Source organism: Paenibacillus baimaensis (genome assembly GCF_025567575.1).
The window spans coordinates 50,712-76,989 of the sequence record NZ_JAOQIO010000111.1 but is presented as its reverse complement, the minus strand read 5'-3'; the positions used below and the strand labels follow the sequence as shown (position 1 = coordinate 76,989).

At 46.8% G+C, this 26,278-nt stretch carries 21 protein-coding genes; 5 read left to right on the top strand and 16 right to left on the bottom strand.

Features of this window, described 5'->3' with window-relative positions:
* Nucleotides 1–235 precede the first annotated feature (235 nt).
* Nucleotides 236–1,591: a cytochrome ubiquinol oxidase subunit I gene (locus OB236_RS33190; protein ID WP_076233212.1), complete on the top strand. Its 1,356-nt coding sequence runs from the start codon at nucleotides 236–238 to the stop codon at nucleotides 1,589–1,591.
* The gene (locus OB236_RS33185) at nucleotides 1,588–2,607 is read left to right on the top strand and encodes a cytochrome d ubiquinol oxidase subunit II (protein WP_076233211.1); all 1,020 of its coding nucleotides are present in this window, start codon (nucleotides 1,588–1,590) and stop codon (nucleotides 2,605–2,607) included. The genes OB236_RS33190 and OB236_RS33185 overlap by 4 nt, the downstream gene beginning before the upstream one ends.
* Nucleotides 2,608–2,737: 130 nt before the next feature.
* Here the strand turns inward: OB236_RS33185 and OB236_RS33180 are convergent, their stop codons facing one another.
* The 4 genes from OB236_RS33180 to OB236_RS33165 all read right to left on the bottom strand — a co-directional run bounded on the left by OB236_RS33180 (nucleotide 2,738) and on the right by OB236_RS33165 (nucleotide 7,611).
* Nucleotides 2,738–3,820 (bottom strand): Gfo/Idh/MocA family protein, encoded by a 1,083-nt coding sequence (locus OB236_RS33180; RefSeq protein WP_262687865.1) that lies wholly within the window; start codon nucleotides 3,818–3,820, stop codon nucleotides 2,738–2,740.
* Between the two features lie 165 nt (nucleotides 3,821–3,985).
* The gene (locus tag OB236_RS33175; protein WP_076233209.1) at nucleotides 3,986–4,705 is read right to left on the bottom strand and encodes a response regulator transcription factor; all 720 of its coding nucleotides are present in this window, start codon (nucleotides 4,703–4,705) and stop codon (nucleotides 3,986–3,988) included.
* A 78-nt stretch (nucleotides 4,706–4,783) separates the two neighbouring features.
* Entirely contained in the window at nucleotides 4,784–6,586 is a 1,803-nt protein-coding gene (gene pnpS / locus OB236_RS33170; protein WP_262687864.1) for a two-component system histidine kinase PnpS, read from the bottom strand.
* A gap of 266 nt (nucleotides 6,587–6,852) precedes the next feature.
* Nucleotides 6,853–7,611 (bottom strand): SDR family oxidoreductase, encoded by a 759-nt coding sequence (locus OB236_RS33165; protein WP_076233207.1) that lies wholly within the window; start codon nucleotides 7,609–7,611, stop codon nucleotides 6,853–6,855.
* A 188-nt stretch (nucleotides 7,612–7,799) separates the two neighbouring features.
* Between OB236_RS33165 and OB236_RS33160 the strand changes: the two genes are divergently transcribed.
* Entirely contained in the window at nucleotides 7,800–8,411 is a 612-nt protein-coding gene (locus OB236_RS33160; RefSeq protein ID WP_262687862.1) for a TetR/AcrR family transcriptional regulator, read from the top strand.
* An 80-nt stretch (nucleotides 8,412–8,491) separates the two neighbouring features.
* On the opposite strand, the gene OB236_RS33155 is transcribed toward OB236_RS33160, so the two are convergent.
* A complete protein-coding gene (locus OB236_RS33155; RefSeq protein WP_262687861.1) occupies nucleotides 8,492–10,027 on the bottom strand; it encodes a fumarate hydratase in 1,536 nt (511 codons plus the stop codon).
* Nucleotides 10,028–10,229: 202 nt separating this feature from the next.
* Between OB236_RS33155 and yfbR the strand changes: the two genes are divergently transcribed.
* The gene (gene yfbR, locus OB236_RS33150; RefSeq protein ID WP_076233237.1) at nucleotides 10,230–10,820 is read left to right on the top strand and encodes a 5'-deoxynucleotidase; all 591 of its coding nucleotides are present in this window, start codon (nucleotides 10,230–10,232) and stop codon (nucleotides 10,818–10,820) included.
* Between the two features lie 17 nt (nucleotides 10,821–10,837).
* Here yfbR and OB236_RS33145 read toward each other — a convergent pair whose 3' ends face one another.
* From OB236_RS33145 to OB236_RS33130, 4 genes are all read right to left on the bottom strand, one after another.
* Entirely contained in the window at nucleotides 10,838–11,644 is an 807-nt protein-coding gene (locus OB236_RS33145; protein ID WP_262687860.1) for a DUF4253 domain-containing protein, read from the bottom strand.
* A 141-nt stretch (nucleotides 11,645–11,785) separates the two neighbouring features.
* Nucleotides 11,786–12,202, bottom strand: a complete 417-nt coding sequence (locus OB236_RS33140) for a hypothetical protein (protein WP_240416166.1) — start codon at nucleotides 12,200–12,202, stop codon at nucleotides 11,786–11,788.
* Between the two features lie 120 nt (nucleotides 12,203–12,322).
* Entirely contained in the window at nucleotides 12,323–15,499 is a 3,177-nt protein-coding gene (locus tag OB236_RS33135) for an efflux RND transporter permease subunit (RefSeq protein ID WP_262687858.1), read from the bottom strand.
* Nucleotides 15,496–16,089, bottom strand: a complete 594-nt coding sequence (locus tag OB236_RS33130) for a TetR/AcrR family transcriptional regulator (protein WP_262687857.1) — start codon at nucleotides 16,087–16,089, stop codon at nucleotides 15,496–15,498. Before OB236_RS33130 ends, OB236_RS33135 begins: the two co-directional genes overlap by 4 nt.
* A 214-nt stretch (nucleotides 16,090–16,303) precedes the next feature.
* Between OB236_RS33130 and OB236_RS33125 the strand changes: the two genes are divergently transcribed.
* Nucleotides 16,304–16,825 carry a GNAT family N-acetyltransferase gene (locus OB236_RS33125; RefSeq protein WP_262687856.1) on the top strand — a complete coding sequence of 174 codons (522 nt, stop codon included), beginning with the start codon at nucleotides 16,304–16,306 and terminating at the stop codon, nucleotides 16,823–16,825.
* A 108-nt stretch (nucleotides 16,826–16,933) separates the two neighbouring features.
* Here the strand turns inward: OB236_RS33125 and OB236_RS33120 are convergent, their stop codons facing one another.
* From OB236_RS33120 to OB236_RS33090, 7 genes are all read right to left on the bottom strand, one after another.
* The gene (locus tag OB236_RS33120; RefSeq protein ID WP_262687855.1) at nucleotides 16,934–18,061 is read right to left on the bottom strand and encodes an NADH:flavin oxidoreductase; all 1,128 of its coding nucleotides are present in this window, start codon (nucleotides 18,059–18,061) and stop codon (nucleotides 16,934–16,936) included.
* 286 nt (nucleotides 18,062–18,347) lie between these two features.
* Nucleotides 18,348–19,538, bottom strand: coding sequence for an amidohydrolase (locus OB236_RS33115; protein WP_262687854.1), 1,191 nt, complete (start codon nucleotides 19,536–19,538; stop codon nucleotides 18,348–18,350).
* Nucleotides 19,539–19,553: 15 nt separating this feature from the next.
* Nucleotides 19,554–20,639: an LLM class flavin-dependent oxidoreductase gene (locus tag OB236_RS33110; protein WP_262687853.1), complete on the bottom strand. Its 1,086-nt coding sequence runs from the start codon at nucleotides 20,637–20,639 to the stop codon at nucleotides 19,554–19,556.
* Nucleotides 20,640–20,685: 46 nt separating this feature from the next.
* Nucleotides 20,686–22,725 carry an ABC transporter ATP-binding protein gene (locus tag OB236_RS33105; RefSeq protein WP_262687852.1) on the bottom strand — a complete coding sequence of 680 codons (2,040 nt, stop codon included), beginning with the start codon at nucleotides 22,723–22,725 and terminating at the stop codon, nucleotides 20,686–20,688.
* Between the two features lie 17 nt (nucleotides 22,726–22,742).
* Complete coding sequence (locus OB236_RS33100) at nucleotides 22,743–23,627, bottom strand: ABC transporter permease (RefSeq protein ID WP_262687850.1); 885 nt, start codon at nucleotides 23,625–23,627, stop codon at nucleotides 22,743–22,745.
* 17 nt (nucleotides 23,628–23,644) lie between these two features.
* Nucleotides 23,645–24,571, bottom strand: coding sequence for an ABC transporter permease (locus OB236_RS33095; RefSeq protein ID WP_262687849.1), 927 nt, complete (start codon nucleotides 24,569–24,571; stop codon nucleotides 23,645–23,647).
* Nucleotides 24,572–24,591: 20 nt separating this feature from the next.
* On the bottom strand, nucleotides 24,592–26,238 hold the full coding sequence (locus tag OB236_RS33090; RefSeq protein ID WP_317259404.1) for an ABC transporter substrate-binding protein: 1,647 nt from the start codon (nucleotides 26,236–26,238) through the stop codon (nucleotides 24,592–24,594).
* Nucleotides 26,239–26,278: the final 40 nt, after the last annotated feature.

Sequence of the window (26,278 nt, the reverse complement as noted above, 5' to 3'; positions counted from 1 at the left end):
TCAACCTTAAATGTATAGTACTACATAATTATGCATTTCTCATAATTTCTGAAAATCCAGTCTCACGAATTCTGAAATTTTTCTCAATAATTATGACACCACACAAAAAAAGGCCTTCATCATTTCGTAACGCATAAGTCATCAATTGATCATAGTTGTTGTGAAATAAATCACATACATAAGCTATAATAAGTGGTAAATAGGAGCATAATGTTCAAAAGGAGTGTGCATTCGGATGATGAATTACGACCCGGTATTTTATAGCCGTATATTAACAGGCCTAACGCTCGGTTTTCACATTATTTTTGCTACGATAGGTGTCGGACTACCTGTCATGATTGCCATTGCCGAGTTTCTGGGAATCAAGCGCAAAGATCCACATTATACACTGCTCGCACGTCGTTGGGCACGTGGATTCGTCATCACTGTGGCAGTCGGCGTCGTTACTGGTACTTCAATTGGCTTGCAGTTAAACTTGCTGTGGCCAAGCTTTATGCAAATCGCGGGTCAGGCGATTTCTCTGCCTTTGTTTATGGAAACCTTCGCTTTCTTCTTTGAGGCGATATTTCTCGGGATTTACTTGTATACCTGGGATCGCTGGAAAAATCCATGGACGCACTTTGCAATTTCTATTCCCATTATCATCGGATCGACGTTATCCGCATTTTTTATTACGATTGTTAACGCCTTTATGAATACGCCACAAGGCTTTAAGCTGTCCGGTCGAACGATTATCGACATAGATCCCATGGTCGCGATGTTTAATCCGGCCACACCTACCAAGACCGCACATGTGATTTCATCAGCCTATATGACAAGCGCATTTGTACTCGCTACCATAGCCGCATTGGCCTTATTGGCAGGTAAAAAGCATGTATATTACCAAAAGGCACTCAAGCTGACGATGATTTGCGGGCTGATCTTTTCCTTGTCCACCGCGTTCATCGGTGATCTGTCCGGTAAATTTCTTGCCGAATACCAGCCGGAGAAGCTTGCCGCAGCCGAATGGCATTTTGAAACTACAGCGCAGGCACCACTTGTATTTGCAGGCTATATTGATAAGGAACACAACGTTCACTATGGCTTGAAGCTTCCTTATGCCCTGAGTATATTGGCTTTTGCTGATCCGAATGCGGTTGTGAAGGGCTTGAATGATATCCCTGTGGATGAACGTCCACCGCTCTATATCCATTATTTCTTTGATGCCATGGTGGCGATCGGAAGCTTGATGATTGTGCTCTGTATCGCATATTTATATTTGAACAGGAAAAAACGGCGTCAACAAGGAAAAGAAGTGCCGCGCTGGCTGCTTCGCTTCATTACTTTCTCAGGCCCGCTTGCAATGCTGGCGATTGAATCCGGATGGATATTTGCTGAAGCCGGAAGACAGCCGTGGATTCTGCGCGGCTATATGAAAACGGCACATGGAGCCACGACCGCTACCAATGTGGACTGGATGCTGCTGATGTTCTCAATTCTGTACATCATACTTGGATTTGGCGCATGGACGGTACTCCGCCGTATGTTCAAGACGAATACGCCTGAAGAGGAATTAGCATTGCGGGCTGATCAAGGAGGTGAGCACCAATGAGTATTGAAGTCATCGGAATTACAGTGCTCTGGGTTTTCCTTTACGGTTATTTAATTGTAGCTTCGATTGATTTTGGGGCTGGTTTCTTTAGTTACTACACGATGATAACCGGGCGCAAAAATATGGTGCATGGCATTATCGAACGCTATTTATCGCCTGTCTGGGAAGTTACTAATGTTTTTCTGATCTTCTTCATGATCGGGATGGTCGGTTTTTTCCCTGACACCGCTTATTATCTCGGGACCACTTTATTGATTCCCGGCAGTATTGCGATTGTACTGATCGCTATCCGAGGCTCCTACTACGCTTTCAGCACCTACGGCTCCAAGGAAAGCCATCTGTACAAGCTGCTTTACGGGGGCAGTGGTCTATTGATTCCAGCTTCATTGTCCATCGTATTGACGATATCGGAGGGTGGTTATATTGAGGAAAGCGGCAATAATGTCACACTGCTCTTCTACAAGCTGTTTACCAGCTCTTATGCCTGGTCGGTTGTCGTCCTGTCGCTTGTCAGTGTGCTCTATATTTCTGCTGCTTTCTTAACCTATTATGCTCACAAGGCGAAGGATACCAAAGCGACAGAAATTTTGCGAAGGTTTGCAATCGGTTGGAGCGGCCCGACAATATTAGCGAGCTTGTTCGTATTTTTCGCTATTCAGCGACACAATCCGGTCCATTTTGACAACATGCTGAAGCTGTCCTGGATGTTTGTTGTATCCTTGATTTGCTTTATTATTGCTACCTATCTGATATGGAACCGCAAGCGTCTTGGCGTCGCTTTTTTATTCGTGATGCTGCAGTTTGCCTTCGCTTTCTTCGGATATGGCGCGGCGCATTTACCTTATATTATTTATCCCATGGTCTCGATACACGAAAGTGTCACCAGCCCGGAAATGGGAATTGCCTTGATCGGAGCTTTTATCGCCGGCTTATGTCTGCTCATCCCTTCACTGATATTGCTGATGCGTCTCTTTCTGTTCGATGCAAATTATGTGCAGGGTCTGCAGAAAAAGTGAATGCAATACAGATTAGGCAGACACTCACTCACATATTCACAGCTATCACGAAATCCACATAACAAACAACCTCCAAACCACTTCGTGGCTTGGAGGTTGTTGATGTTCCATAACATTTTTAAAGTAGCTATTATTCAAAATAAACAGCTTTGCCGGTTTTGGACGACTCATAGATGGCTTCCAAAATTTCCGATACAACGCAGGCCTGTTCAGGCGTGACAACGGGATCCGTATCCTCTTCAATTGCTTTCAGCCACAGACGCGCTTCCAGATCAGCCGGTGATTCTTGCTTCCCATCATAAAAATCGACGCCTTTGGCATCCAGCTGAATTTCGTTCATAAACAATTTGCTATGCTTTTCACCGTTAATACGCAGACCATCCTGCATATCCGCACCGCCTTCAGTTCCGCACAAGGTCGTTTTGGCTTCTCCCGTTTGCAGCATATTGATCGCCCAGCTCGATTCCAGCACAATAGTTGCCCCATTCTGCATCGTAATCATGCCAAAAGCAGAATCCTCAACTGTAAATTTATCCGGGTCCCAGGAGCCCCATGCATTAGCTGCGTCCTTCTTGGAGGACAGCTTGTGGAAGGCTGTGCCCAAGACTGCTTTCGGCTTATAGTTATCCATCATCCACAAGGTAAGATCCAGTGCATGGGTACCAATATCAATTAGCGGTCCGCCGCCTTGTTTTTCTTCATCTAGAAACACGCCCCAAGTCGGTACAGCACGACGACGAATTGCGTGAGCTTTGGCATAATAAACCTCTCCCAGATCACCTTCGCCACATACTTTTTTCAAATACTGGCTGTCTGAACGGAAACGATTTTGGTAGCCAATAGTTAGCTTCTTGCCTGAACGTTTGGCGGCTTCAACCATACGACGGGCATCCGCTGCTGTTTTGGCCATCGGTTTCTCACACATCACATGTTTATCCGACTCCAGAGCGGCAATCGTAATTTCCGCATGTGAATCATTTGGCGTACACACGTGTATAATATCAATCGATCCGTCCTTCAGCATTTCTTTAAAATCGCTGTATACCTTCGCACCCTCGGAACCGAATTTATGAGCAGCCTCATAAGCTTTTTCTACCACGATATCACAAAAAGCTACCATTTCTGCGTTTGGCTGATTTTGCAAAGCAGGCATATGCTTGCCATTTGCAATTCCTCCGCAGCCAATAATTCCAATTCTGTACGTTTTCGACATGATTAGAGTCATCCCCCTTATAAGTTTAAGTCAAGTATAGTCAAGCTTCTACCAAAAAGATATGACTAATTTGGTCCATCTTTTATCCGATTTGGCTATTTCGAATTTCCTGGGAAATATAAAAAAAAGCTCTCTGATATCAGGAGCTTCGCCATACAAAATAACCTATGATTTTTTGACAGTAGCTGTGACCAATTTGTAGCCTACACCACGAATGGACTCAATCTGTACGCTTTGCTGGTTCATTTCCAGCTTTTTACGCAAGGAGCTCACATGAACATCCACCGTTCGTTGACCGCCGATATAATCGAAGCCCCAAACAATATTCATCAGGTCGTCTCTGGTAACGACTACACTCGGACGCTGCACAAGGTAGAGCAGTACCTCGAACTCCTTCGGTCTGAGCGGAATCGATTCTCCACCCAGCATAACCTCGTATTTCTCCGGGTAAATAAATAAATCTCCTGCTGTGATGACCTTCTCACCTGCTGCATGTTTATCCTGTAGCTGCTCTTCCGACAAGGTTCTACGGAGTACCGCCGATACTCTGGCCAGCAGCTCGGCAACACCGAAAGGCTTCGTAATATAATCGTCCGCACCATATTTCAAGCCTTGTACGACCTCTTCCTCTGCGTTGCGGGCCGTCAGTATAATGACAGGTGTCTTGTTTCCTTTCTGACGCAGCTTGGACAAAATCTCGAAGCCATTCAGCCCAGGAAGCATAATATCCAAAATAATCAAATCGTATGCGTGCTGAAGTGCAGCCTGCAGCCCTTCGCTGCCATGATCGATTACCTTGGTCTCATATCCCTCTTGCGATAAATTATAGGAAAGCAGTCTGGCCAATGTAGGCTCATCTTCAATAACCAAAATTTGTTGTGCCATGGGAATCCCCCGTATCCATTTCTATAGATCAACCTTATCATAGCATAATATCATACTTCATTAATATGCTTTCCCGCCCTAATATTGAATTACAGGCAACTCAATGAAAAATTTGGTTCCCATCCCGACTTCGCTTTCAACACGTATCGAGCCTTTGTGCAGCTCAACCAGATGTTTAACTATCGACAATCCAAGACCTGTACCGCCGGAGCTGCGCGAGCGAGCCTTATCCACCCGATAAAATCGTTCAAAGATGCGCGGCAAATCTTTTTTGGGAATCCCAATACCTGTATCCGTAATTGTCATTCGTATGCGCTCGTTATCCATACCTTCTGCACCGTGAAAGATCGACTCGACCTTGATCTTAACCTTACCACCTTCAGGTGTATAATTAATTCCGTTGGAAAGTAAATTAATCAGAATTTGGCGCAGCCGATCCTCGTCCGCTTCAATGTAGAGATCATCCTCTACCTGCATTTCGAGCTCAATCGACTTCTTTTTCGCCTCTGAAGTCATCACATGGACACAATTGCTTACAAAAGTATTAACCGAGACAGGTGAGAATTGCAGCGGAATGCGTTTCGATTCGATTTTGGACAGCTCCAATATATCTCCGATCAGACGATTTAATCGTTCACTTTCATCAAATATGATCTGCAAAAATGATTTTGCCGTTTCTTTATCGTTCAGTGCACCTGCCAGCAGTGTTTCTGCAAACCCTTTGACTGCAGCAATAGGAGTCTTGAGCTCATGAGATACATTGGCGACAAATTCGCTTCTCATCCGTTCCAATCGGCGAACTGCCGTAATATCATGCAGCACGATCAGTACACCGGCCCATTCATTTTCATTTAATGAGATCGGACTGAGATTAATCTCCAGAATTCGCTCAGAGGGATAGTAAAAAATCATCTCATCACGGATATGCTCACGCAGATCAATACATTCCTGAATCAGCTGCGTAAATTCAAACTGCTGCTTGGCCTCATCGAATTTTTTGCCCAGCAGCTCCTGCACGGAGAAGCCGAGTATATCTTCAGCTGAACGATTTAATAAGACAATCTTGCTGTCACGATCAATCATCATCACACCGCTGATCATATTGTCCAATACGCTCTTCAGCCGGCTTTCATCCTCCTGGATGCGATCCATTTGCAGCTGTAAGCTGTCCGCCATGCGGTTAAGAGCCTGACCGAGCTGTCCGATCTCATCCTTCTTCTTCACATTAACTCTTGCTTTATAATCCATATTCGTAATTTGCCGTGCAACCTTCGTGATCATTTCAATCGGTCTTGTAATGCCCCAGGCTACCCGAAAGCTGATTAAAGCGGCTATAATAAACACAGCAAGCAGACCAAACAATAACACATACCACACACGAAGGATTGAAGCCTCAACCTCCTCAAGGCTCATGGACAAGCGCACATACCCTTTTGTCAGGGTGCCGTTCTTGACCGGAACTACCACATACAGCATATTGCGTTGAATCGTAGTGCTGTATCGAATATCGGAGCCCACCACGCCGGTTTGCTCCGCCTCAATGATTTCTTTGCGCTGCAAGTGATTGTCCATATCTTCGGGATTATGATCCGAATCTCCCAATACCTTGCCATCTGAGCGTATAAAAGTCACCCGGGCATCTGCGGATTGGCGAAGCCGGTTCACCTGTTCTCCATAGTAGGCAAGCTGCTCAGCTTCAGTACCGCCCTTGTTCCAATCCATCGTAACAAGAATAATCCGCAGCTCCCGCTGCATATTTGTTTTTAAAGCTTCAATATGTGATTCCCTGAGGACCTGTGCCATGAATAGTCCGGCAATGAGGACCGAGGAGCCAATCAACACTATAAAAATCAACGTTAATCGTGCACGGAATTTGTGCATATAGGGTTGTCCCTCCATCATCGACATAGGCATTATGATAGTAATCAACTGACTGCATTACACCTTATCGTATCTTTTTCACACTTGAATTGCTAGTTAATTATTTGTAAAGATGAATTTTGCCATCCTGTACGTTATCTTGCTCAACGTTCCAACAAAATAAAAAGCACCCCTGAAAATAGCTCAGAAAAGCCCAAGTCGGGTTCTGATGTCTAATTCAGGAGGTGCACATTGTTATTGATCGTTACTTATTCGTTGTGTATGGGTTAATATGCACTCCAGCCCGCATCAGCTGTAATGACAGTACCATTAACAAAGCTTGAATCATCAGAAGCAAGGAACAGAGCAACTTTCGCAATTTCTTCGGGCTTGCCAGTACGTGGGTTAATGGCCATCCCTAATTGTTGTCGAGAAGCACCAAATTGATTAATTTTAGTCATCGAAGAGCCAATATTGGTTTCAACCCCACCCGGTGCAATTGCATTACAACGAATTCCTTTTTCCGCATACATAAAGCCTGTATTTTTGGTAAAACCAACTACTGCATGTTTAGACGCTGTGTATGCTGCTCCTGCACGAGCACCATATAACCCGCCAGCAGAAGCAACATTAATGATAACACCCTGTTGCTTTTCGATAAAAATCGGTATAACCTTTCGGGTCGAACGCATAACACTTGTTGTGTTAATGGCAAAAATTCGTTCCCAATTTGAATCTTCAATATCGGCTGCAGGTTCAAAGTTATCCATAATACCCGCATTATTTACAAGGATGTCGACCGTACCATATGTACGAACTGTCGTGTCGATTAATTGCTGAATATCTTCTTCTAAAGCTACATTTGTTTTAATAGCCAAAGCCACGCCACCATTTGATTGTATTTCTGCTACCGTAGCGTGTGCGCCATCAAGATTTAAATCGGATACAACAACCTTTGCTCCTTCTTTCGCATAAAGTACAGCAATTTGTTTCCCCATACCTGATGCCGCGCCTGTTACTATAGCAACCTTATCCTTTAATTTCATTGAAATTCCCCCAATTATTTGAATTGTTATACATATTGAACAGATGTTTATTAATTAACTTCCTCTATAGTATAATTAATTTAAGAAGAGGTATTCAATCAGTAAATAGTTACCTTTTTGTTGATTAATCAACATTAAGGCTCACAAATGTTCAACAATGGAATCATAACAAACAAAGGATGATTACAATGTCTACTACTATTTCTCATACAGACAGAAGAATTAAAAAATCCAAAAAAGCTTTAAAGGATGCTTTGATCTCCTTAATGCAAAATAAAGACTTAAAGGAAATCTCAATAACGGACATTGTCGACCTGGCAGACCTTAATCGAGGAACATTTTATAAGCATTATCAGTATAAAGAAGAATTACTGGAAGAGATCATGGATGATGTGATAGCTGATTTAATCGTGTCCTATCGGGAACCTTATAAAAGTTCCGATACTTTTATCGTTAATGATCTCACCACTTCAGTGATCAAGATTTTTGAACATGTAGCCAATTATTCTAACATTTATACGCTAATTCTTAAGTCGAATGGATTGCCCGGTTTTCAAAATAGAATTTGTCATGAATTAAAAAAATTACCGTTGGAAGACTTTGAAAATTATCAGACTAACCACAAAATTAATACGAATCTGTATTCCAGTTATCAAGCACATGCGATTTTCGGTATGATTATAGAGTGGGTAAACGAGGAATTTAAATACAGCACTGCCTATATGGCTGAACAGCTCTTAGAAATTATTAATAATAGTCCTAATAACCATACTTTTAAAATAAATAAAAATATCAATTAATTGCGGATTGCAATAAAAGAAAGCCCGCACAACCCAAAGGCTGCGCGGACCCATCTGATTTCTAGCAAGCTTAACTGATCTTATACAAACACAGGATCTTTAAATTGCGAGAGTTTGGCAAACGAATCCTTTTCCACTTCTGCGTGTAAGCTGTTACCGTGTGAATCCATCGTAACAATAGCCGCGAAGCCTTCCGTTTGCAAATGCCACATCGCCTCCGGAATACCGAATTCCATATGGTCGACACCTTCGACCTTTTTGAAGCATTCTGCGTAATATTGTGCGGCTCCACCAATCGCATTCAGATACACAGCCCCGTGCTCCTGCAAAGCTGCAAGCGTTTTGGCACCCATACCACCTTTACCGATAACGGCACGAATTCCGAACTTTTTAATGATATGGCCTTGGTAAGGCTCCTCACGAATACTTGTGGTCGGACCTGCCGCTCTTACATGCCATTCGCCACTTTCATCTTTGGACATAACGGGTCCACAATGGTATATAGCAGCCCCATTCAAATCAACAGGTGCATCATGATTCATCAAGTGATGGTGCAGCGCATCGCGTCCGGTATGCATAATACCGTTAATAATGACTACATCGCCTACACGCAGACTACGTATCTGCTCTTCACTGATAGGCGTTTGCAGGACAACCTCGCGACGCTCCGATGCCACAGCTGCCTTTGGCTGCTCAGATGGAGTCATGGGCTGTGTATCCCCAGTGCGGTATACCCATTCCTTAATCTCACCTGAGCTTGCATCCAAGAGAACCCCTTGACGACGGAATGCCCAGCAATTGTAGGCAACCGATACGAAAAAGCTGGCAGGCAAACGGTTCATGACGCCGACCTTACAGCCAAGCAGCGAAACTTGACCGCCAAAGCCCATCGTACCAATGCCGAGCTGGTTTGCATGCTCCATTACATATTCTTCAAGCTTGCGAAGCTCTTCATTTGGGTTTACATCGTCGGCATGGCGAAACAATTGATGCTTAGCCAATTCATAGCCTGTTGTCCGGTCTCCACCGATTCCCACACCGATGAAGCCCGCGCTACAGCCTTGTCCCTGGGCTTGATAAACCGAATGCATCACACATTTACGGATACCGTCCAGGTCACGTCCCGCTTTACCCAAGCCTTCGAGCTCCATAGGCAAGCTGTATTGAATATTTTTATTTTCGCAGCCGCCACCCTTCAGGATCAGTTTGACCTCGACATCTTCCTTCTCCCATTGCTCAAAATGAATCACAGGCGTACCCGGACCCAGATTATCTCCACTGTTCGCACCAGTCAAGGAATCAACGGAATTGGGACGCAGCTTGCTGTCCTTTGTCGCTTGTGCGACTGCTGCCAATATTTGTTTTTTCATTACGATTTGGTTAGCACCCACCGGACAGTGCACGATAAAGGTCGGCATGCCTGTATCCTGACAGATTGGCGATACATTCGTTTCCGCCATATGAATATTGTCAGCAATTGTCGATAGTGACAGCGCCGAACGAGTCCCCTCGTCCTCCTGCTCTCTTGCCGCCTGAATGGCCTCACGTACGTCCGCCGGAAGATTCGTTGAGGTTTCCAAAATCAGTTTATACATACTTTGTTCAAAATGCTGCATGAATAAAAAATCTCCTCTCTGCTATAAGTGCCTACTCAAAAAGCCGACTTTTTAAATAACTTTATAAAGGCCTACAAGGTTTGGTTCCCTGACATACTATTCTATAATATCATAATCTGGCAGCTTCAAATACTGTTATCGGTTCACAATTCGTGTATAATATCGTACTATATATAGCCTTCAGGAGAATAGGATGAGATCAATGGAAAGTCATTTTTTTGCTTATATGTACCGTTTGCGTTATATCGAACGCTGGAGTCTGATGCGCAATGTCGTGAAGGAAAATGTAGCTGAGCATTCCTTTCATGTCGCACTGCTCACTCACGTGCTTTGCACGATTGGCAATGAAATATTCGGTCGTCAGCTTCCCACTGACCAAATCGTCAGCATGGCGCTTTTTCATGATGCGACAGAGGTATTTACCGGCGATATTCCGACCCCCGTTAAGCATCACAATCCGAAAATATTATCGAATTTCCGCGAAATCGAACAGCTCGCAGCCGAGCGATTGCTGGATATGATTCCAGACACGCTGCGTCACGTATATGAGCCCTTAATTGATACGAAAAGCAGCAGCCAATCGGAATTGAAAAAATATGTCAAAGGCGCCGATCTGCTCGACGCCTATCTGAAATGCGTTACCGAGCTGTCCGCTGGCAACAAGGAATTCGGCAGTGCCAAGAAGCAAATCGAACAATCGATTCAGGAGCTCAATATGCCTGAGCTGGACTATTTCCTGCAAAATCTCGCACCAAGTCTGGAAAAAACATTGGATGAATTATCGGAGGACTAAACCTGTCGGTATCATTCTTAGTCCCACCAAAGCTCCACATAATCATTGTCAAACAAAAACGCCTCCAACGCTTCCATGGAACCCACACCCTGATCGATCAGATCAGGGCAAAAGGCGTATAAATCGCTGCATAGCCGTGACATGTCCTCGGGAAGCGCCGTAATCACAAACCCGACGGTATCCGTGGAAGCCGTTTTAATCGAAATACCGTAGCGGCTGTCCAATTCCTGCAACTTGGCTATTAAAGCTGCATTATCCAGATCATAGTTGCATGCATCGGTTTGGGCTAGACGTACGATATCCAGCTGAGTTTCCCCAAGCCCGATAACTACCTCGGTACCTGTCCTCGGATCATCACCTAACCATTGTGAAGTCCCCGCATAGCATAACAGCCCCGGTGCGAGACGACGCTGTATATCATCGACCCATTGAAGGGCAACGGCTTTATCAGGTGCAATTACCGATATACTGTGGGGATATTGGTCACGTCCAAAATCTATGGTCGCATACGGAAGAAGCTTTTGCCCGCTTAACCGCTCTAGCTTCAGACCCGCTTCATCCAGCGTGTGAAGCTTATCGCTCGCTTCTTCATTTATAGGTCTACTCAGACCAACCTCTTCTGACTTATTAAGCTGAATCCCGTTCTGTTGGTTATCTTCTGTTTTTGCTGCCTCCACATCAGAAGGTGTCCATCGATACGGCTCCTGTGTACTTGGCTCGGCTTTCCTCTCCTTCTCCTCTGCCAGCTTTCTTTTCCTTTCTCTTCTGTTAGTCCATTTGATGATAATAATACCGAGCAGCGCACCGAAAATAATCCACTCCATGATGATCCTCCTATCTGTAATCATTTCCCATATTCCACATCACTCACCAAGATTAAGCTGCTCACACCGCAATAGACAGAAAAGCCCAAAGGCGTCAGACCTTTGGGCTTAGCTAGCTGTATGGTAAACAACCCATCTTTTTTAAAAAGGAAACTTCATAACGCCGACGATCAGGAAAAACAAGATTCCACAGATCACGCTCATCGATTTGATCTTGCCTAGGTGATCCTTGACTTTGGATCCGGAAGGGTCTGACAATGCTTTACGCATAGCTCCACCTAGTACACCCGTTAACGCACCCAATGCAAGGAACAACACGACAGACACAATCATCCATGCAACGGAATTTCCGACCTTACTGACCAGATAGCCTCCGGATAATAACGCAATCACTAGTGCCAGCTGACCTGTCCGGTTCACAGCGAACAATACGCTCAAAAATCCGAATTGTGCCTGGCCTGTCAGCGCTTGAATTCGCATGGACAGGAAAGGCAGCAGCAGATAAATCCCCATCATTATAGCCGCAAGTACATGTAAAAAAACGAACACTTGAACCATCAGAGTACCTCCATATATACATAATTTATATAAATTAAGTATACCTGATTACGCAAAGCGTTAGCAAATGAAATGCGGCTTTATCGTCCGTTTATCACGTTTTACGGCCCTAATTAAGAACTATTCGTGAATAGCGATCCCTTTACGGATAGCTCGCTTCTCGCGCCACGTTTCCAGAATAACGAATAAGGAAGGTACGACAATCAAAGTTAGTATCGTCGAATAAATCAAGCCTGAGATAATGGTGATTCCCATCGGTCTCCACAGGTTGCCGCCCATAATCGTCATCGGCAGCAGGCCGCCAATGGCTGTTGCCATGGTGAGCAGAATAGGACGAAGTCGGGCTCTTCCGGCTTCCGCCACAGCTTCATACAGCGGCAATCCGCGTTTTCTGGCCTGTTCGATAAATTCAATTAGTATGATTCCATTCCTTACGACTATTCCCGCCAAACTGACCAAGCCCATGAGAGCCATAAATCCGATAGGCGAATTCGTAATGTACAGACCGATAACAGCACCACCAGCTGCTAAATATACGGTTGATAAGATCAATAGCGGAATCGATAATGAATAAAATTGCATAACCATCAAAATATAAATCAGCAGCAAAACAATGATCGACAGCTTGCCAATCGCGATGAAAGCGTCATTGCGTTCCTCATTTTCCCCACCATACTCAACGGTATAGCCTGCAGGCAGCGTTTGACTGTTCAGCTGTGTTTTGACATCCTTAATGACGGCATCAGGCAGACGATCCTGCGTGTAGCTTCTGACGATAATCGTTCTGGTTTGGTTACGGTGATGAATTGATTTAATCATCGAGCTCGAACGAATATCGCCAAGCTCACGAACAGCTATCGTTCCACCCTTTTGTGTGGGTACAAACAGCTTGCTCATCGTGTCAATAGGATCTGCACTGCGTGCCTTGGCATATAAGGTCACATCAATCAGCTTCTCTCCCTGCTGCATGGAGACGATTTCCAAGCCTTCCGTAGCCATTCGCAGCGTCCTTGTCAAATCCTTATCGCTGACTCCAAAAAGATTCAGCTTAGCGGGGTCAGCCTTCATCTCAAATGTATTCATGTCACCGCCGACATCATCAGATACACTTGTTGTGCCGGGAATTTGCTTTAATAGTTCTTGAATATTATTGGAAAGCTGACGTAATTGATCCAGATCATCCCCGCTGATACGAATCGCGATAGGCGCTCCCACGGGTGGACCTTGCTCCAGCTCCCGCGGTGTAATTTCGATATCCTCAGGGACCAGTTGCCTCAGCTCCTGCCGCCAGCTGCTTATCACTTCTTTGGTATGAATCACCTTGGGATCGATTTTGACAAAGAGCTGCCCTACGTTCGTACCGGTATGCTCGGACTCCGAATAATAAAACTTGGGCGCTGTTCGGCCCGAATAGGCAGTGACGAATTTCACGCCCGGCTGATGCTGTATCCAGTCGGCAGCTTTATTCATCGTAAATTCAGTTTCCATAAATATGCGGTCTGTCGGCAGCTTGAAATCAATCAGCATCTCATCCTTTTCTGCAGGAGGGAAATACTGAACGCCCAGGAACGGCAGCAGGCCGAAGCTGCTGGTACCCACTAGTAAGGCAACAACTCCCGTCAGCAGTGGTCGTTTCAGGAATACGTATATTTGCCTACTGTAGAAGGTACTTAACCGTTGTATCGGTTTACCCAGCAGCCCCGGAGAATGCTCTTCGACCAGCTTGAGCTCGTCCTGGGCAGAACGGGTATCGGCTTCAATCGATTCGGGATCGGCTTTAGCCAGCTTGGCGCTCCTGGTAGCCATTTGTTTATTTTGCTGCTTCCGCAGCGCACGCTCACCTACCCATTGGCGAAAAATCGGAATGACCGTCAATGACATCGCCATGGAAGCCGCCAAGGTCAAAGAAATCACAACCGGCAGCGGTCGAATAAAGCTTCCGATATTGCCCTTGAGAAATAACAGAGGCAAAAATGCTGCAGCCGTTGCAATCGTAGCCGTCAGGATGGATACTGCAACATCGCGGCTACCGAGCAGTGAAGCCTGCTCTGGTGTATCGCCCAGCTGCAGCCGCCGCTGGATATTATCATTTACAACAATCGCATCATCAACCAATATCCCGAGAACGATAACAATCGCTACAACCGTGATTTGATTTAAGTCGATACCCAGGAACTCGAGTGGGATAAACCCGACTGTGATCGAAATCGGTATAGCCAGCGCCACCACCCAGGATGTACCAAAGGTAAGTCCCATCGAGCAGACAATGATAACAACGATGATCCCGGTCAGCAGCTCCTGGCCCAAATCCGTGAATAAATGATCCAGACTTTCCTTTTGCGTAAACAAGGACACCAATTCCACATGCTCTGGTAATTTAGACTTCAGATCGGATACCATCACATCAATACGCTTCTGCAAGGAAGGAATGTCTGCACCCTTCTCTGCGTTAATAACAAGATCGAGAGCCGGTTTACCGTTATGTACAATACTGACCTCTTGCTTCTTAGGTCGAAGCTTAACATCTGCAACATCTCTAAGCTTTAATGTATTGCCGTTAGGCAGTCCCAAAATATCCGTATTCGCAACATCCTCAGCCGACTTCCACTCTCCAGGCATGTTGACATAAAAGGATTTCGTTGTTTGATCAACCATACCGAGTGGTACACGATCATGGCGATTGGTGAGCGCCTGTGCAACAATACCCCATGGCAGCTTGAACGTATCCAGCTTATCCGTATCAATAATCACGGCTACTTCCTGCTCCGGCAGCCCGATAATGTCCACGTTGCTCACACCCGAGAGTGTGCTTAGCTGTTTTTTCCACTGCTCCATAACGGGCCGCAGAGGTTCTAATTGCTCTGGCTGTTGAACGACAAAATGCAGGATTTGCTCGGCAATTTTGCCTAAATCATCATTAACCTCAGGCTTATTGGCTTCAGCAGGAAGCTCGCTATCGGCAGATTGAACCTTCTGTCGCAGCGTATCCCAGGCTCGCTTAATATCGGTTTCCGGCTTGACTTCCACATTAATAATCGACACATTAGCCATGGAGGTTGAACTGAGAATCGATATATCGCTCATTTCCTTGATCTTCTGCTCTAACGGTCGGGTAACAAACTGCTCTACCTTCTCCGGTGAGGCACCCGGATAAATCGTCTTGACTATGGCCGTTGTGATCTCGATCTCCGGATTTTCCCGCTGCTTGAGCGTAAATACATTCACAATGCCCATAAGTACCGCCACTACGAAAAACAAAAGTGTCACTTTACGGTACTTCAGTAATTTGGTGATCATTTGTCACCCGCTTCCGTCGACTCCAACTGGCATGGCGCATTAACACCTGCGAGTACTTGAGCTATGGATTCAATATGTGTAGTATCGTAATTTTGAACGACAAAACACTGGTACGCCACCAACTCCACCATGCCTATTTTCGAATAGGCCGCAATTTCAAGCTGTGCATCCGAGTAATTAGGAAAAGCCCCCCAATCCAGAAAGGATTGCTTGATAACGAGCATAATCGTACGATAAAAAGCATCCGAAATATCTGCAATCTCCGTAGAAGCCGCCCCATGCCCGTTTAAAATTTTCAAAATCGTTTTGTTATTATAATACACGCGCAGTGACTCCAGTATCATCCGATAGAGTGCTTCTTCCTTCATGTCGCCTGTACAATTTTGCTTGATCGCATCAGCAATTTGGCCGAGGCACGATTCAGCAATGCTGCGAAATAGATCCTCCTTACTTTTGAAATACAAGTAAAAGGTCCCTTGGGCTACACCAGCTTTATGCACAATATCCGAAACCTTCGTAGTGTGATATCCCTGATCCTCGAAGAGCCTTAGCGCGGCCTCTATAATACTTTCCCTTTTATCTTCACCCATCTGTGCGTTCCCCCTCTGAGTACCTGAACAATAATTTATGACTGACTCATCAGTCATTTTTATATTAACATCATTATCCAGGTTCTGCAACCTGTATCATTGATCATTTCCTTACTGAAATCCGCCCATTGCAATGCCTTGTATCATAGGTACATCAGATGTATAATTGTAACAATTTATCGAATTGAATGGGATTATAGAGGAGCTGTATCTTATGAATATTCGCTACCTGGGTCCAGCAGATGCTGACATATATCGCCAGCTTCGTTTACGTTCTCTTCAAGAAAATCCAGAAGCCTTTTTAACCACCTATGACATACAGCAGGCCAAACCTCTTGAGGCATTCCAACAAAATCTGCAGCGTACAGCAATGAATTTTACGTTAGGCTGCTTTACCAAGACTCAGGAGTTGGCAGGAATCGTTACCTTTGTGCGTGAAAGTAATCCCAAGATTACACATAAAGGTACTATTTATGCTATGTATGTGTGCCCTGAATACCGTGGACAACGCATCGGTAATGCTCTACTAACCGAATTAATTCAACAAGCCAAGCAATGCCCGGGACTCGAGCAAATCAACTTAACTGTAGTATCCACCAACCAAGCAGCAAAAAAACTCTACGAATCCATTGGCTTTACTACGTATGGGACCGAACGAAATGCGATGAAAAGCCATGGACAATACTGGGATGATGATTTGATGGTTATACACTTGTACCCTACAAATTCAAATTAAAATCAACTGGTTCTATTGCTGCAATTACTGCTTTTTAAGCTAAAAGGACCGGGATTCCCCTATGATTCAGGGTCTCCCAGTCCTTAAATTAGAGCTGCATGGACACTATTAGAACAATGTGCGTAAAGCTTCCGGCGTGAACGGTGTCAGCTCTTCCGTTCTGCCTTCGCGGATTTTGGACGCCCAAGCAGGATCAATTAGTAAAGCACGACCAACCGCAACCAGATCAAACTCATTTTTATTGAGCTTTTCAATTAAGGTATCTACGCTGGCCGCACCTGCTCCTTCTCCTTTAAAGGCAGATATAAAATCATTATCAAGTCCTATCGAACCTACTGTTATAGTTGGCTTTCCGGTTAATTTCTTGACCCAACCAGCAAAGTTAAGATCAGAACCTTCAAATTCCGGTTCCCAGAAACGACGTGTAGAGCAATGAAACACATCAACGCCTGCTTCCACTAAAGGTGAAAGAAACTGAGCCAGTTGATCCGGATTTTCTGCTAATTTGGCTTGATAATCCGATGATTTCCATTGCGATATACGTATAATAATAGGGAAATCCGGGCCTACAGCGCGACGGCATGCCGCAATGATTTCAGCTGCAAAACGAGTTCGTTTCACCAAATCACCGCCGTAGCTGTCATTACGTTGATTGGTTTTCTCCCAGAAAAATTGATCAATCAGATAGCCGTGTGCCCCATGAAGCTCAATACCGTCAAAACCAATTCGTTTGGCGTCAGCCGCTGCTTGTGCGTAGGCTGCAATAACGGACGCGATTCTGGATTCGCTCATAGGCTCATTGACTTTCTCTCCAGTTGCAATGTCGATACCTGAAGGCCCAATCGGCTTTTCGTCAGGGTTAGGAATGGCACCAATCTTGCGATCCGTACCGATGTGCCAAAGCTGTGGCATAATGAGCCCGCCCGCCTCATGGACTTGAGCTACAACTTCAGCCCAACCCTTCAATGCATCATTCCCATGGAAATTAGGTATATTAGGATTATTCGTAGCAGCTGGATCATTAATTAAAGTACCTTCAGTAATAATGAGACCCACGCCATTTTCTGCACGGCGACGATAATAAGCAGCCACGTCAGGCCCTGGCACGCCTTCAGGTGAGAAAGCTCGAGTCATTGGAGCCATGACGATCCGGTTTTTTAATTTCAATTTTCCTATCGACAACGGTTCAAACAACGGCTCTACCTTCGTGGATGATTGTGTATCTTGATTACTCATTCCTTATTACCTCCGTTTTATATAAATATTTGTATAGCTCATGCTTTACCTCAACAACTGTCATAGCAATCATTACAGTTAATACAAATTACTATACCACAAGTTTCCTCATTCTACTACTACTGACTTTTACCACATCAAATAAAGAAGACCCAGCCTGCGGCTAGGTCATTGTTTAAACCCATAAGCGGGTGTATCGGCAAGGACATGGGGATGGGGTTCAGCCGTTGTTGAAGTCAGGCTCATTGAATGGATAGCTTGAAATTGTTCTATTCTGGCTATGCACTCAGGGCTGTTTCTTTATTGCCAAATCGTGCTCGCCTAAGCTGTGCAGCGCATGTATGGCAGTTAATGCGAACAAGGAAGCTGCAGGTGCCAAAGCTTCTTCATTCAAGGTGAACTTGGGATGATGCCATTCCTCCGTCCCACTTGTTCCCATCCAGATAAAGCAGCCTGGCACTTTGGTTTGATAATAGGCGAAGTCTTCGCCTCCTGTGCTCGGCGTAGCTTCCACTATCGTAAGCTGCAGCGCTTCTGCAGCTTGCCTAACCCGTTGTACCATAACCGGATCATTATGAACGCCTGGAATCCCCGTATGCCATCTGAGCTCAGCCACTGCTCCATATGCCGATGCGATTCCATTAGAAATCCGCTCAATCAGCTGCGGTAAACGTTCTCTAATGGTGGGATTGAAGGTACGAATAGTGCCCTCCAGAATAGCGTCATCAGGAATAACATTCCAGGTTGAACCAGAACGAAAGCTGCAGATGCTGACGACCGCACGGTCAAACGGACTGATACTGCGGCTGACAGCAGTCTGAAGTGATCCAACGATAGCGCTGGCGGCAACAATTGGATCAATCGCTCTTTCCGGTATAGCGGCATGACCGCCTTTTCCAGTTACCTTAAGCCCGAATCCGTCCACACTCGCCATCAAAGCACCCGGAGATAATCCGATCGTTCCGACAGGCAGCTCTGGCTTGTTATGCATGCCAAATATGGCCTGAACGCCATCCAATGCTCCCGCTTTGATCATTTCCAGTGCCCCGGTGCCTTTCTCTTCAGCAGGCTGAAAGATTAATCGAACCCGGCCATGAAATCGCTCGGAATTTCGCTGCAGCAGAATAGCCGCCCCAAGTACAGCAGCCGTATGAAAATCGTGGCCGCAGGCATGCATCCTGCCGTCAATCGTTGAGGCAAAGGGGAGACCCGTCTCTTCCTTAACAGGCAATGCGTCCAGATCCGCCCGCAACGCAATCGTTGGTCCTGGCCCGCTGCCTTCAATTTCCGCCAATACGCCGACTGGCAAATCGATTGGAAGGGTCCGTATGCCTTGCTCCTCCAAATAAGCCCGAACCTTGCGGGTTGTCTCATACTCCAGCATTGACAGCTCGGGATAGCGGTGCAGCTCCCGCCGTATATGGATCAGCTGTGGCAGCAGCTGCTCTGCTTCTTTCACAAGCCATTCAGATGTCATCGTGTAGGGATCTCCTTACCCTGCCTGTACCGTAATCGAGTCTTTATGCGGAGCTAACGGCTCATTTTCCCACACTGTGCTTGGAATCTCACGCCGCAGAACCGGTGCGACCTCGGTTGCGAAGAACTCGGCCTGCTCACGCTGCTCCGCTTCGGTCAGTCCGTCCACACTGATGCTGAGCACTTGATTTCCAAACACGGAATGATAGTTCAAAATCTTCTCGATCACACGTTCCGGACTGCCTACCAAGATAGGGCCATTTTCAATATTATCCTCAAGATCTTTGAAGGGGGATCTGTCATGAGGCGCTTTAAGTCGGCCATGAAACGCATCGTAATAAGGGCGAAAGCGTTTGATCGCTTCCTCTGTCGTTTTTGCCAAGTAAATGCTGCCTCCAGCACCTGAGCCAACCACTGCCTTACTCGGATCATGTCCGTAAAAAGCCAAACGCTCGCGATAATGATCGATGAGTTCTTTATATTTGGATTGGCGGTGTATTGTATTGGAGGAATATAAGGGCTCACCGTATTTGGCTGCCAATTCAGTCGAGAAGGTGCTTGACGCGCTGCCATGCCATACAGGTATCGACTTTTGATAAGGCCTTGGCTGCGTCGTGACATTATCCAGTTGTGAACGATAGCGACCTTGCCAGCTGACGTTCTCCTCATTCCATAAGCGCTTGAGGAGTGCATAACGCTCAGCAAGTGATTCCCACTGCTCCTCCTCAGTTATGCCGAAGAGCGGATAATGACTGGCATCATTCCCTTTGCCGATAATCAGCTCAATTCGCCCTCCTGAAAGATGATCAAGCGTGGCGTAATCCTCGGCAACTCGAACAGGGTCGAGCACACTCAGTACCGTTACGGTTGTAAGCAAGCGAATACGCGACGTTCTCGCAGCGATCGCGGTTAAGACGACTGGCGGTGAGGATGCCAAGAATGGCGCGGTATGCCGCTCACCAACTCCATAAGCTTCAAAGCCCAGCTCTTCGGCTAGAACAGCCTGCTTCAGCACGTTTTGAAATTTCTGTTGGGTCGTAAAGGTTTCCCCTGTGATGGCGTTCGGGGTGTTCAACATAAGGCTCATTAAAGCGAATTTCATTGTATTTGTCCTCCTTTATTTTTCACCGCTGCTCATGCATATTCTCCTATAATGGATAATGGCAGGCCACCGAGTGACCATTAGTAATCTCGACCAGCTTGGGCGCTTGCTCTCGGCAGCGCGCTGTAACCGCAGGGCAACGGGTATGAAACCGACAACCTGATGGTGGTGCCGCAGGCGAAGGAATTTCTCCTTGAATAGCAGCGAACTCTTTCTTTCTTGTCGGGTCAGGCCAAGGAATGGACGCGATAAGCGCAGCCGTATAATGATGGGCTGGATGACGAAATAATTCGTCGGCCTGTGCCACTTCAACCAGATTGCCGAGATACATAACCCCGATTCGTGAGGATACGTGTCTGACAATGTTTAACCCGTGCGCAATGAACACATAGGTTAAACCGAGCCGATTTTGCAGTTCCTGCATCAAGTTCACAATTTGCGCCTGAACCGAGACGTCAAGAGCAGATACAGCCTCATCGGCAAGCACAAATCGGGGGTTCAGTGCGATGGCACGCGCAATTCCAATACGTTGACGTTGACCACCTGAAAATTCATGTGGATATCTGGAAGCCCATTGAGGATTCAGGCCAACGATGTGCAGCAGCTCCTCCACCTTGGCTTTTTGTTCTGCAGGACTTAACGCTTCATGAACGGCCAGCGGTTCTGCGATCGTTTCACCTACAGTCCAGCGAGGGTTAACAGATCCGTACGGGTCCTGGAAAATCATTTGCATATCGCGTCTTACCGCTCGCCGTCTGCTGGTATCCATTGCTGTCAGCTCTTCGCCGCCAAAAAACACTTGACCAGCCGTGGCTTTCTCCAGCTGGATAAGAACGCGACCGAGCGTGGACTTTCCGCTTCCCGACTCACCGACAAGTCCAAACGTCTCGCCTTCACGGATCGTAAATGAAACATCGTCGACGGCATGAATAACAGCTTTCGTAAGTCCAAAAGCTCCTTTAACCGCGTAATGCTTTGTAAGCCCACGAACCTCAAAAAGCAGCTTAGCTTTGCTCAGTCTATCTTGTTCAGGCTCCAGCTGATTGATGTGTTCAATGGCTGTATTCGTTGCAGCGGGACTTGTGACGGGCTGACCAAGAGCCATAGCGCTTACCAAAACTTCGGTATGCCAGCAAGCAGCTTCGTGACCATCGGACCCTCTAAGCGGAGGTACTTCAGTTCGACATTGCTCTGTAGCCAATGGACAACGCGGATGAAAGCGGCAGCCCGAAGGAAAATCCGCTACATTAGGCGGTGTTCCCTCTATGGTATACAAGGGAGCATTGCGGTCGCTGTCCATCGTTGTGATAGATCGCAGCAATCCGGCTGCATAAGGATGCCGTGGCTGTGCAAAGAGACGGGCGGCGGGTGCCTGCTCGACAATCCTGCCTGCATACATGACGATCATCCGGTCTGCTATCTCCGCAGCTATGCCCAGATCATGCGTAATTAGCAGGATTGACATACCCAGTTCCGCCTTTAAATCATTCAACAAACGCAATATTTGCGCTTGAATCGTGACATCGAGCGCTGTCGTCGGCTCGTCTGCGATGAGCAGCTCCGGACCGCATGCGAGCGCCATCGCGATCATCGCCCGCTGCAGCATCCCACCCGACATTTCGTTCGGGTATTGGTTCATACGAAGCTTCGGTTCAGGAAATCCGACGCGACGCAGTAATTCAACCGCCTGCTCACGCGCCTCCTTATTGCTTCGCTTGTCATGACGGCGAATCGTTTCAACGAGCTGGGTACCGATGGTAAAAACCGGATCGAACGCAGCCATCGGCTCCTGAAAAATCATCGAAACCCTCTTGCCACGAATAGCCCGGAGTACACTCTGGGGCAGCGTTGTCAACTCTTCACCATCCAGCTTGACGCTGCCTGTCGCAACGCGGCCTTTATCAAACTCAATTAGCCTCATAATGGCTTTGGATGTTATCGTCTTGCCGCTGCCAGACTCCCCGACAAGGCATACGGTCTCGCCACGACCGATTTGAAAGCTTACGTCGGTAATCGGCGTAATGGAGCCGCCTGAGGACGGAAACTCCACTGTCAACCGATCGATTGTCAATAATGGTTGGGTCATAAGCCGCCTCCTACGATTTAGCCGCCGCTTTTTTTCGGGTCCAATACGTCCCGAATATAATCACCGATGATGTTAACAGACAGTACGAACAAGGCAATGGTAAGACCTGGGAACGTGCATATCCACCAGGCAACGGTCAAATACCCTCGTCCCTGTGCCAGGACTGTCCCCCAATCTGGTATTTCCTTTATAACTCCTAGACCCAGGAAGCTAAGCCCGGATCCGGCTAGAATTGAAGTTCCAATACCAATCGTTGCCATAACCAGAAAAGGAGCCAGTGAATTAGGGAGCACATGCTTCCAGAATATTCGGATACCCGAGCTGCCGATCGAACGCGAGGCGAGCACAAATGGCCGGTTTTTGATGCTGAGAACCTGACCGCGCATCACTCTGGCGTACCGAGGAATTGTTGCTGCGGCTATGGCCAGCACAACATTGAACAAGCTCGGCCCGAGCGCGGCTGCTATGGCAAGTGCCAGCAGAATACCCGGTATCGTCATAAGCACCTCAATAATCCGCATGATGACTTGGTCAATCCATCCTCCGATATAGCCGGATAACGCCCCTAATGTGGCACCTGACAGCCCGCCAACCACGACGGATGCAAATCCGATCAGAAGTGAATCCTGGCTTCCATACACGACAAGACTGAAAACATCCCTTCCTAAATAATCTGTTCCTAACAAGTGACCCGCACCGGGCGGCTTCAGTAAATTAGCTACATCCATCTTGGTCGGGGAATAGGGCGCAATCCACTGCGGTGCGATCGCACACACGATCAGGAACAGCACAATCAGTCCCGCAGCATACAGAAACAGCTCCGATGCGCCAATATGCCATTTTCGCACAATCCTTTTACGTTCGATCTTCCACATCGGTTTAAGGGCTGCTGCTTCTTTCATTCCGGTTCCTCCTCATCTTATTGCGACCGCCTAATGCGCGGATCGACGAATGTATAGGATACATCCACAAGCAGATTAACAGCGACATAGATGATCGCCGTGAAAAAGACAACACCTTGTACAACAGGCATATCCTTCGCTATGATCGCATCGGCAAGGATTCGTCCGATTCCCTGCCTTGCAAACACGGTCTCAATCACGACAGTTCCACTCAACAGCTCACCGATCATGACGCCTATCATCGTAAGCGCAGGTATGAGCGAGTTTCGTAGGGCATGTCGATACATGACCGCACGTTCCGCCAATCCTTTTGCACGTAGCGTCAGTATGAATGGCTCTCCCAGCACTTCCAGCATTGTATTACGGACCATTCGGACAATAAAACCGGCTCCGACCAATCCCAGGGCAAGACCCGGAAGGACAAGCGTGTCCCAACCATCCGAGCCCATTGCGGGGAACCAACCCAGCTGAATGGAAAACAGCAGCAGCAATAAAATCCCCGTCCAGAACGAAGGCATCGAGATCCCAAACAATCCGACGAACCTCGCCATAATATCGATAATACCGTTGCGATGTATGGCAGACAGGACGCCGAGCAGGATTCCGATTACGATGGACACTACCGCGCTGACGAGCGTCAAGGCTAACGTCGCCGGAACATGCGCCAAAATTTTGGGAAGCACCTCATCATGATTGATTCTTGATATCCCAAAGTTCCCATGAAGCAGCTCAACGAAGTAGTGTAAAAACTGGACATAGAACGGTTGATCCAGACCCATCTGATGACGCATGTCCGCGATCGCTTCCGGTGTTGTTGCATTCCCGTCCAGCATCTGAAGTACCGGGTCGCCGGGCAACACATACATAATGATAAAGACCAGCATCGACGAACCGACGACAACGAGCAAGGAGGTCAACAAGCGGGTTGCGATGGTTCCGGTCATGTAGCTTTCCTCCCTTTCAATTATTTACGGATACTGACATCATAGAACAGTGGGTAACCGAGCAGATCATATTTCAGTCCTTCTACTGTTGTGGGATGAGCTACCGTATAAGGAAATACGTAGATTGGAAGAATAATAGCCTTTTGGATCAAGTATTGCTGGATTTGCCCATAAATTGCCTTCCGTTTCTGCAGATCGGATTCCGCAGCACCCTGATCGAGAAGCTTGTCGATTTCCGGATCAGCCAAACGTGCCCAATTCGTGCCTCCTTTAGAAAACTCCTTATCCGAACGGAAAATATTACGAATCACATCCGGATCGGCTTTGACCTGAGAATTGCCCCAAAGGTCATAAGAACCATCCAACAGCGGTGTATTCGTGTCCTTTGTGATATTCAATACGGTATTAATGCCGATTTGCTTGATCTGTTGTTGGACAATTGCGGCAATATCATTGCGCTTCTCACGGTTTGGCGATCCGTCCAGATAGCGAAGGGTCAGCTTCTTACCGTCCTTCTCGCGAATGCCATCGGCTCCCTTTTTCCAGCCCAGTTCGTCCAGCAGTTGGTTTGCCTTTGCTACATCCGGCTTAATGCGATTCTCCAGTGTCGCATCATATCCGAGTAAGCCAGGCGTAAACGAGGACCAGGCACGCTCATAGGTACCTAAATACAGCGTTTTGACAATCGTGTCTACATCTACCGCAAGCTGGACCGCTTGGCGTGCCTTGGGATCGTTCCACGGTTCATTACGTAAATTGAAGTAAAGCGAGAAAGCCGTTCCGTTCGTGGCCGCTTGATCCACCTTGATCTTGGCATCATTTTTGAGAGCTGCTATATTTTGCGGCGGTACAGCTTCGGCGGCAAGCAATTGTCCGCTTTGTACGCTGCCGATCCGGGTCGCTTCCTCCGGTACAATCTTAAATGTCAGCTTGTCGAGATGAGATGGTCCTTTATTGTCAGCACCCGGTGGTCCCCAGTTATAATCCGGGTTCTTCTCAAGTGTAATCTCATCGTTCTCCGTCCACTTCACAAATTTGAACGGGCCCGTTCCGACGGGATGTTTTACATATTGATCACCAAATTGCTGAATAGCCGTCGGCGAAGAAATACCGAGGAATGCGGAGCTTAACCCACTAAGAAATGCTTCAAACGGCTGGGAAAGATTCACCTTGATCGTGTAATCGTCCACAACCTCCGAGGACGAGACAGGACCCAGCAATGAACGCGCTTGTCCTGTTACTGCTGCGACATGATCAAAATTTGCTTTGACCGCAGCAGCGTTAAACGGGGTACCGTCTTGAAATTTAACGTTTTGGCGAAGTTTGAACGTATACGTTTTACCATCATCTGATTTGGTCCAGCTGGTCGCCAGCCAAGGCTGAAACGAGCCGTCAGCCATTTGGAAAATCAAGCTGTCGAATATGTTCCGGAACACCCGATGTGATACGGCAAAGCCACTGGCACCTGGGTCCAGTTTATCGGGTGAAGTTGCCAAAGCGAAGGTCAATGTACCGCCCTTGACTGGCTTGCTGACTTCCGTTTTGTCGCCGCTCGTCTTCTCGGCCTCCGTCCCCCCTTTGTTCGTCGAGCAGCCTGCCAATACTAAGGTTAAAGCCACGAAAAACGCTGTGGATTTGATCCATTTGGATCCCAAAATAGTCTTCATCATCTATCCCCTATTCGTGTTCGTCTTCTCGTCAATCCGT

Coding starts and splice junctions, on each gene's coding strand:
- OB236_RS33190 (WP_076233212.1), top strand. CDS start 236: ATGATGAATTACGACCCGGTATTTTATAGCCGTATATTAACAGGCCTA.
- OB236_RS33185 (WP_076233211.1), top strand. CDS start 1,588: ATGAGTATTGAAGTCATCGGAATTACAGTGCTCTGGGTTTTCCTTTAC.
- OB236_RS33180 (WP_262687865.1), bottom strand. CDS start 3,820: ATGTCGAAAACGTACAGAATTGGAATTATTGGCTGCGGAGGAATTGCA.
- OB236_RS33175 (WP_076233209.1), bottom strand. CDS start 4,705: ATGGCACAACAAATTTTGGTTATTGAAGATGAGCCTACATTGGCCAGA.
- pnpS (WP_262687864.1), bottom strand. CDS start 6,586: ATGCACAAATTCCGTGCACGATTAACGTTGATTTTTATAGTGTTGATT.
- OB236_RS33165 (WP_076233207.1), bottom strand. CDS start 7,611: ATGAAATTAAAGGATAAGGTTGCTATAGTAACAGGCGCGGCATCAGGT.
- OB236_RS33160 (WP_262687862.1), top strand. CDS start 7,800: ATGTCTACTACTATTTCTCATACAGACAGAAGAATTAAAAAATCCAAA.
- OB236_RS33155 (WP_262687861.1), bottom strand. CDS start 10,027: ATGCAGCATTTTGAACAAAGTATGTATAAACTGATTTTGGAAACCTCA.
- yfbR (WP_076233237.1), top strand. CDS start 10,230: ATGGAAAGTCATTTTTTTGCTTATATGTACCGTTTGCGTTATATCGAA.
- OB236_RS33145 (WP_262687860.1), bottom strand. CDS start 11,644: ATGGAGTGGATTATTTTCGGTGCGCTGCTCGGTATTATTATCATCAAA.
- OB236_RS33140 (WP_240416166.1), bottom strand. CDS start 12,202: ATGGTTCAAGTGTTCGTTTTTTTACATGTACTTGCGGCTATAATGATG.
- OB236_RS33135 (WP_262687858.1), bottom strand. CDS start 15,499: ATGATCACCAAATTACTGAAGTACCGTAAAGTGACACTTTTGTTTTTC.
- OB236_RS33130 (WP_262687857.1), bottom strand. CDS start 16,089: ATGGGTGAAGATAAAAGGGAAAGTATTATAGAGGCCGCGCTAAGGCTC.
- OB236_RS33125 (WP_262687856.1), top strand. CDS start 16,304: ATGAATATTCGCTACCTGGGTCCAGCAGATGCTGACATATATCGCCAG.
- OB236_RS33120 (WP_262687855.1), bottom strand. CDS start 18,061: ATGAGTAATCAAGATACACAATCATCCACGAAGGTAGAGCCGTTGTTT.
- OB236_RS33115 (WP_262687854.1), bottom strand. CDS start 19,538: ATGACATCTGAATGGCTTGTGAAAGAAGCAGAGCAGCTGCTGCCACAG.
- OB236_RS33110 (WP_262687853.1), bottom strand. CDS start 20,639: ATGAAATTCGCTTTAATGAGCCTTATGTTGAACACCCCGAACGCCATC.
- OB236_RS33105 (WP_262687852.1), bottom strand. CDS start 22,725: ATGACCCAACCATTATTGACAATCGATCGGTTGACAGTGGAGTTTCCG.
- OB236_RS33100 (WP_262687850.1), bottom strand. CDS start 23,627: ATGAAAGAAGCAGCAGCCCTTAAACCGATGTGGAAGATCGAACGTAAA.
- OB236_RS33095 (WP_262687849.1), bottom strand. CDS start 24,571: ATGACCGGAACCATCGCAACCCGCTTGTTGACCTCCTTGCTCGTTGTC.
- OB236_RS33090 (WP_317259404.1), bottom strand. CDS start 26,238: ATGAAGACTATTTTGGGATCCAAATGGATCAAATCCACAGCGTTTTTC.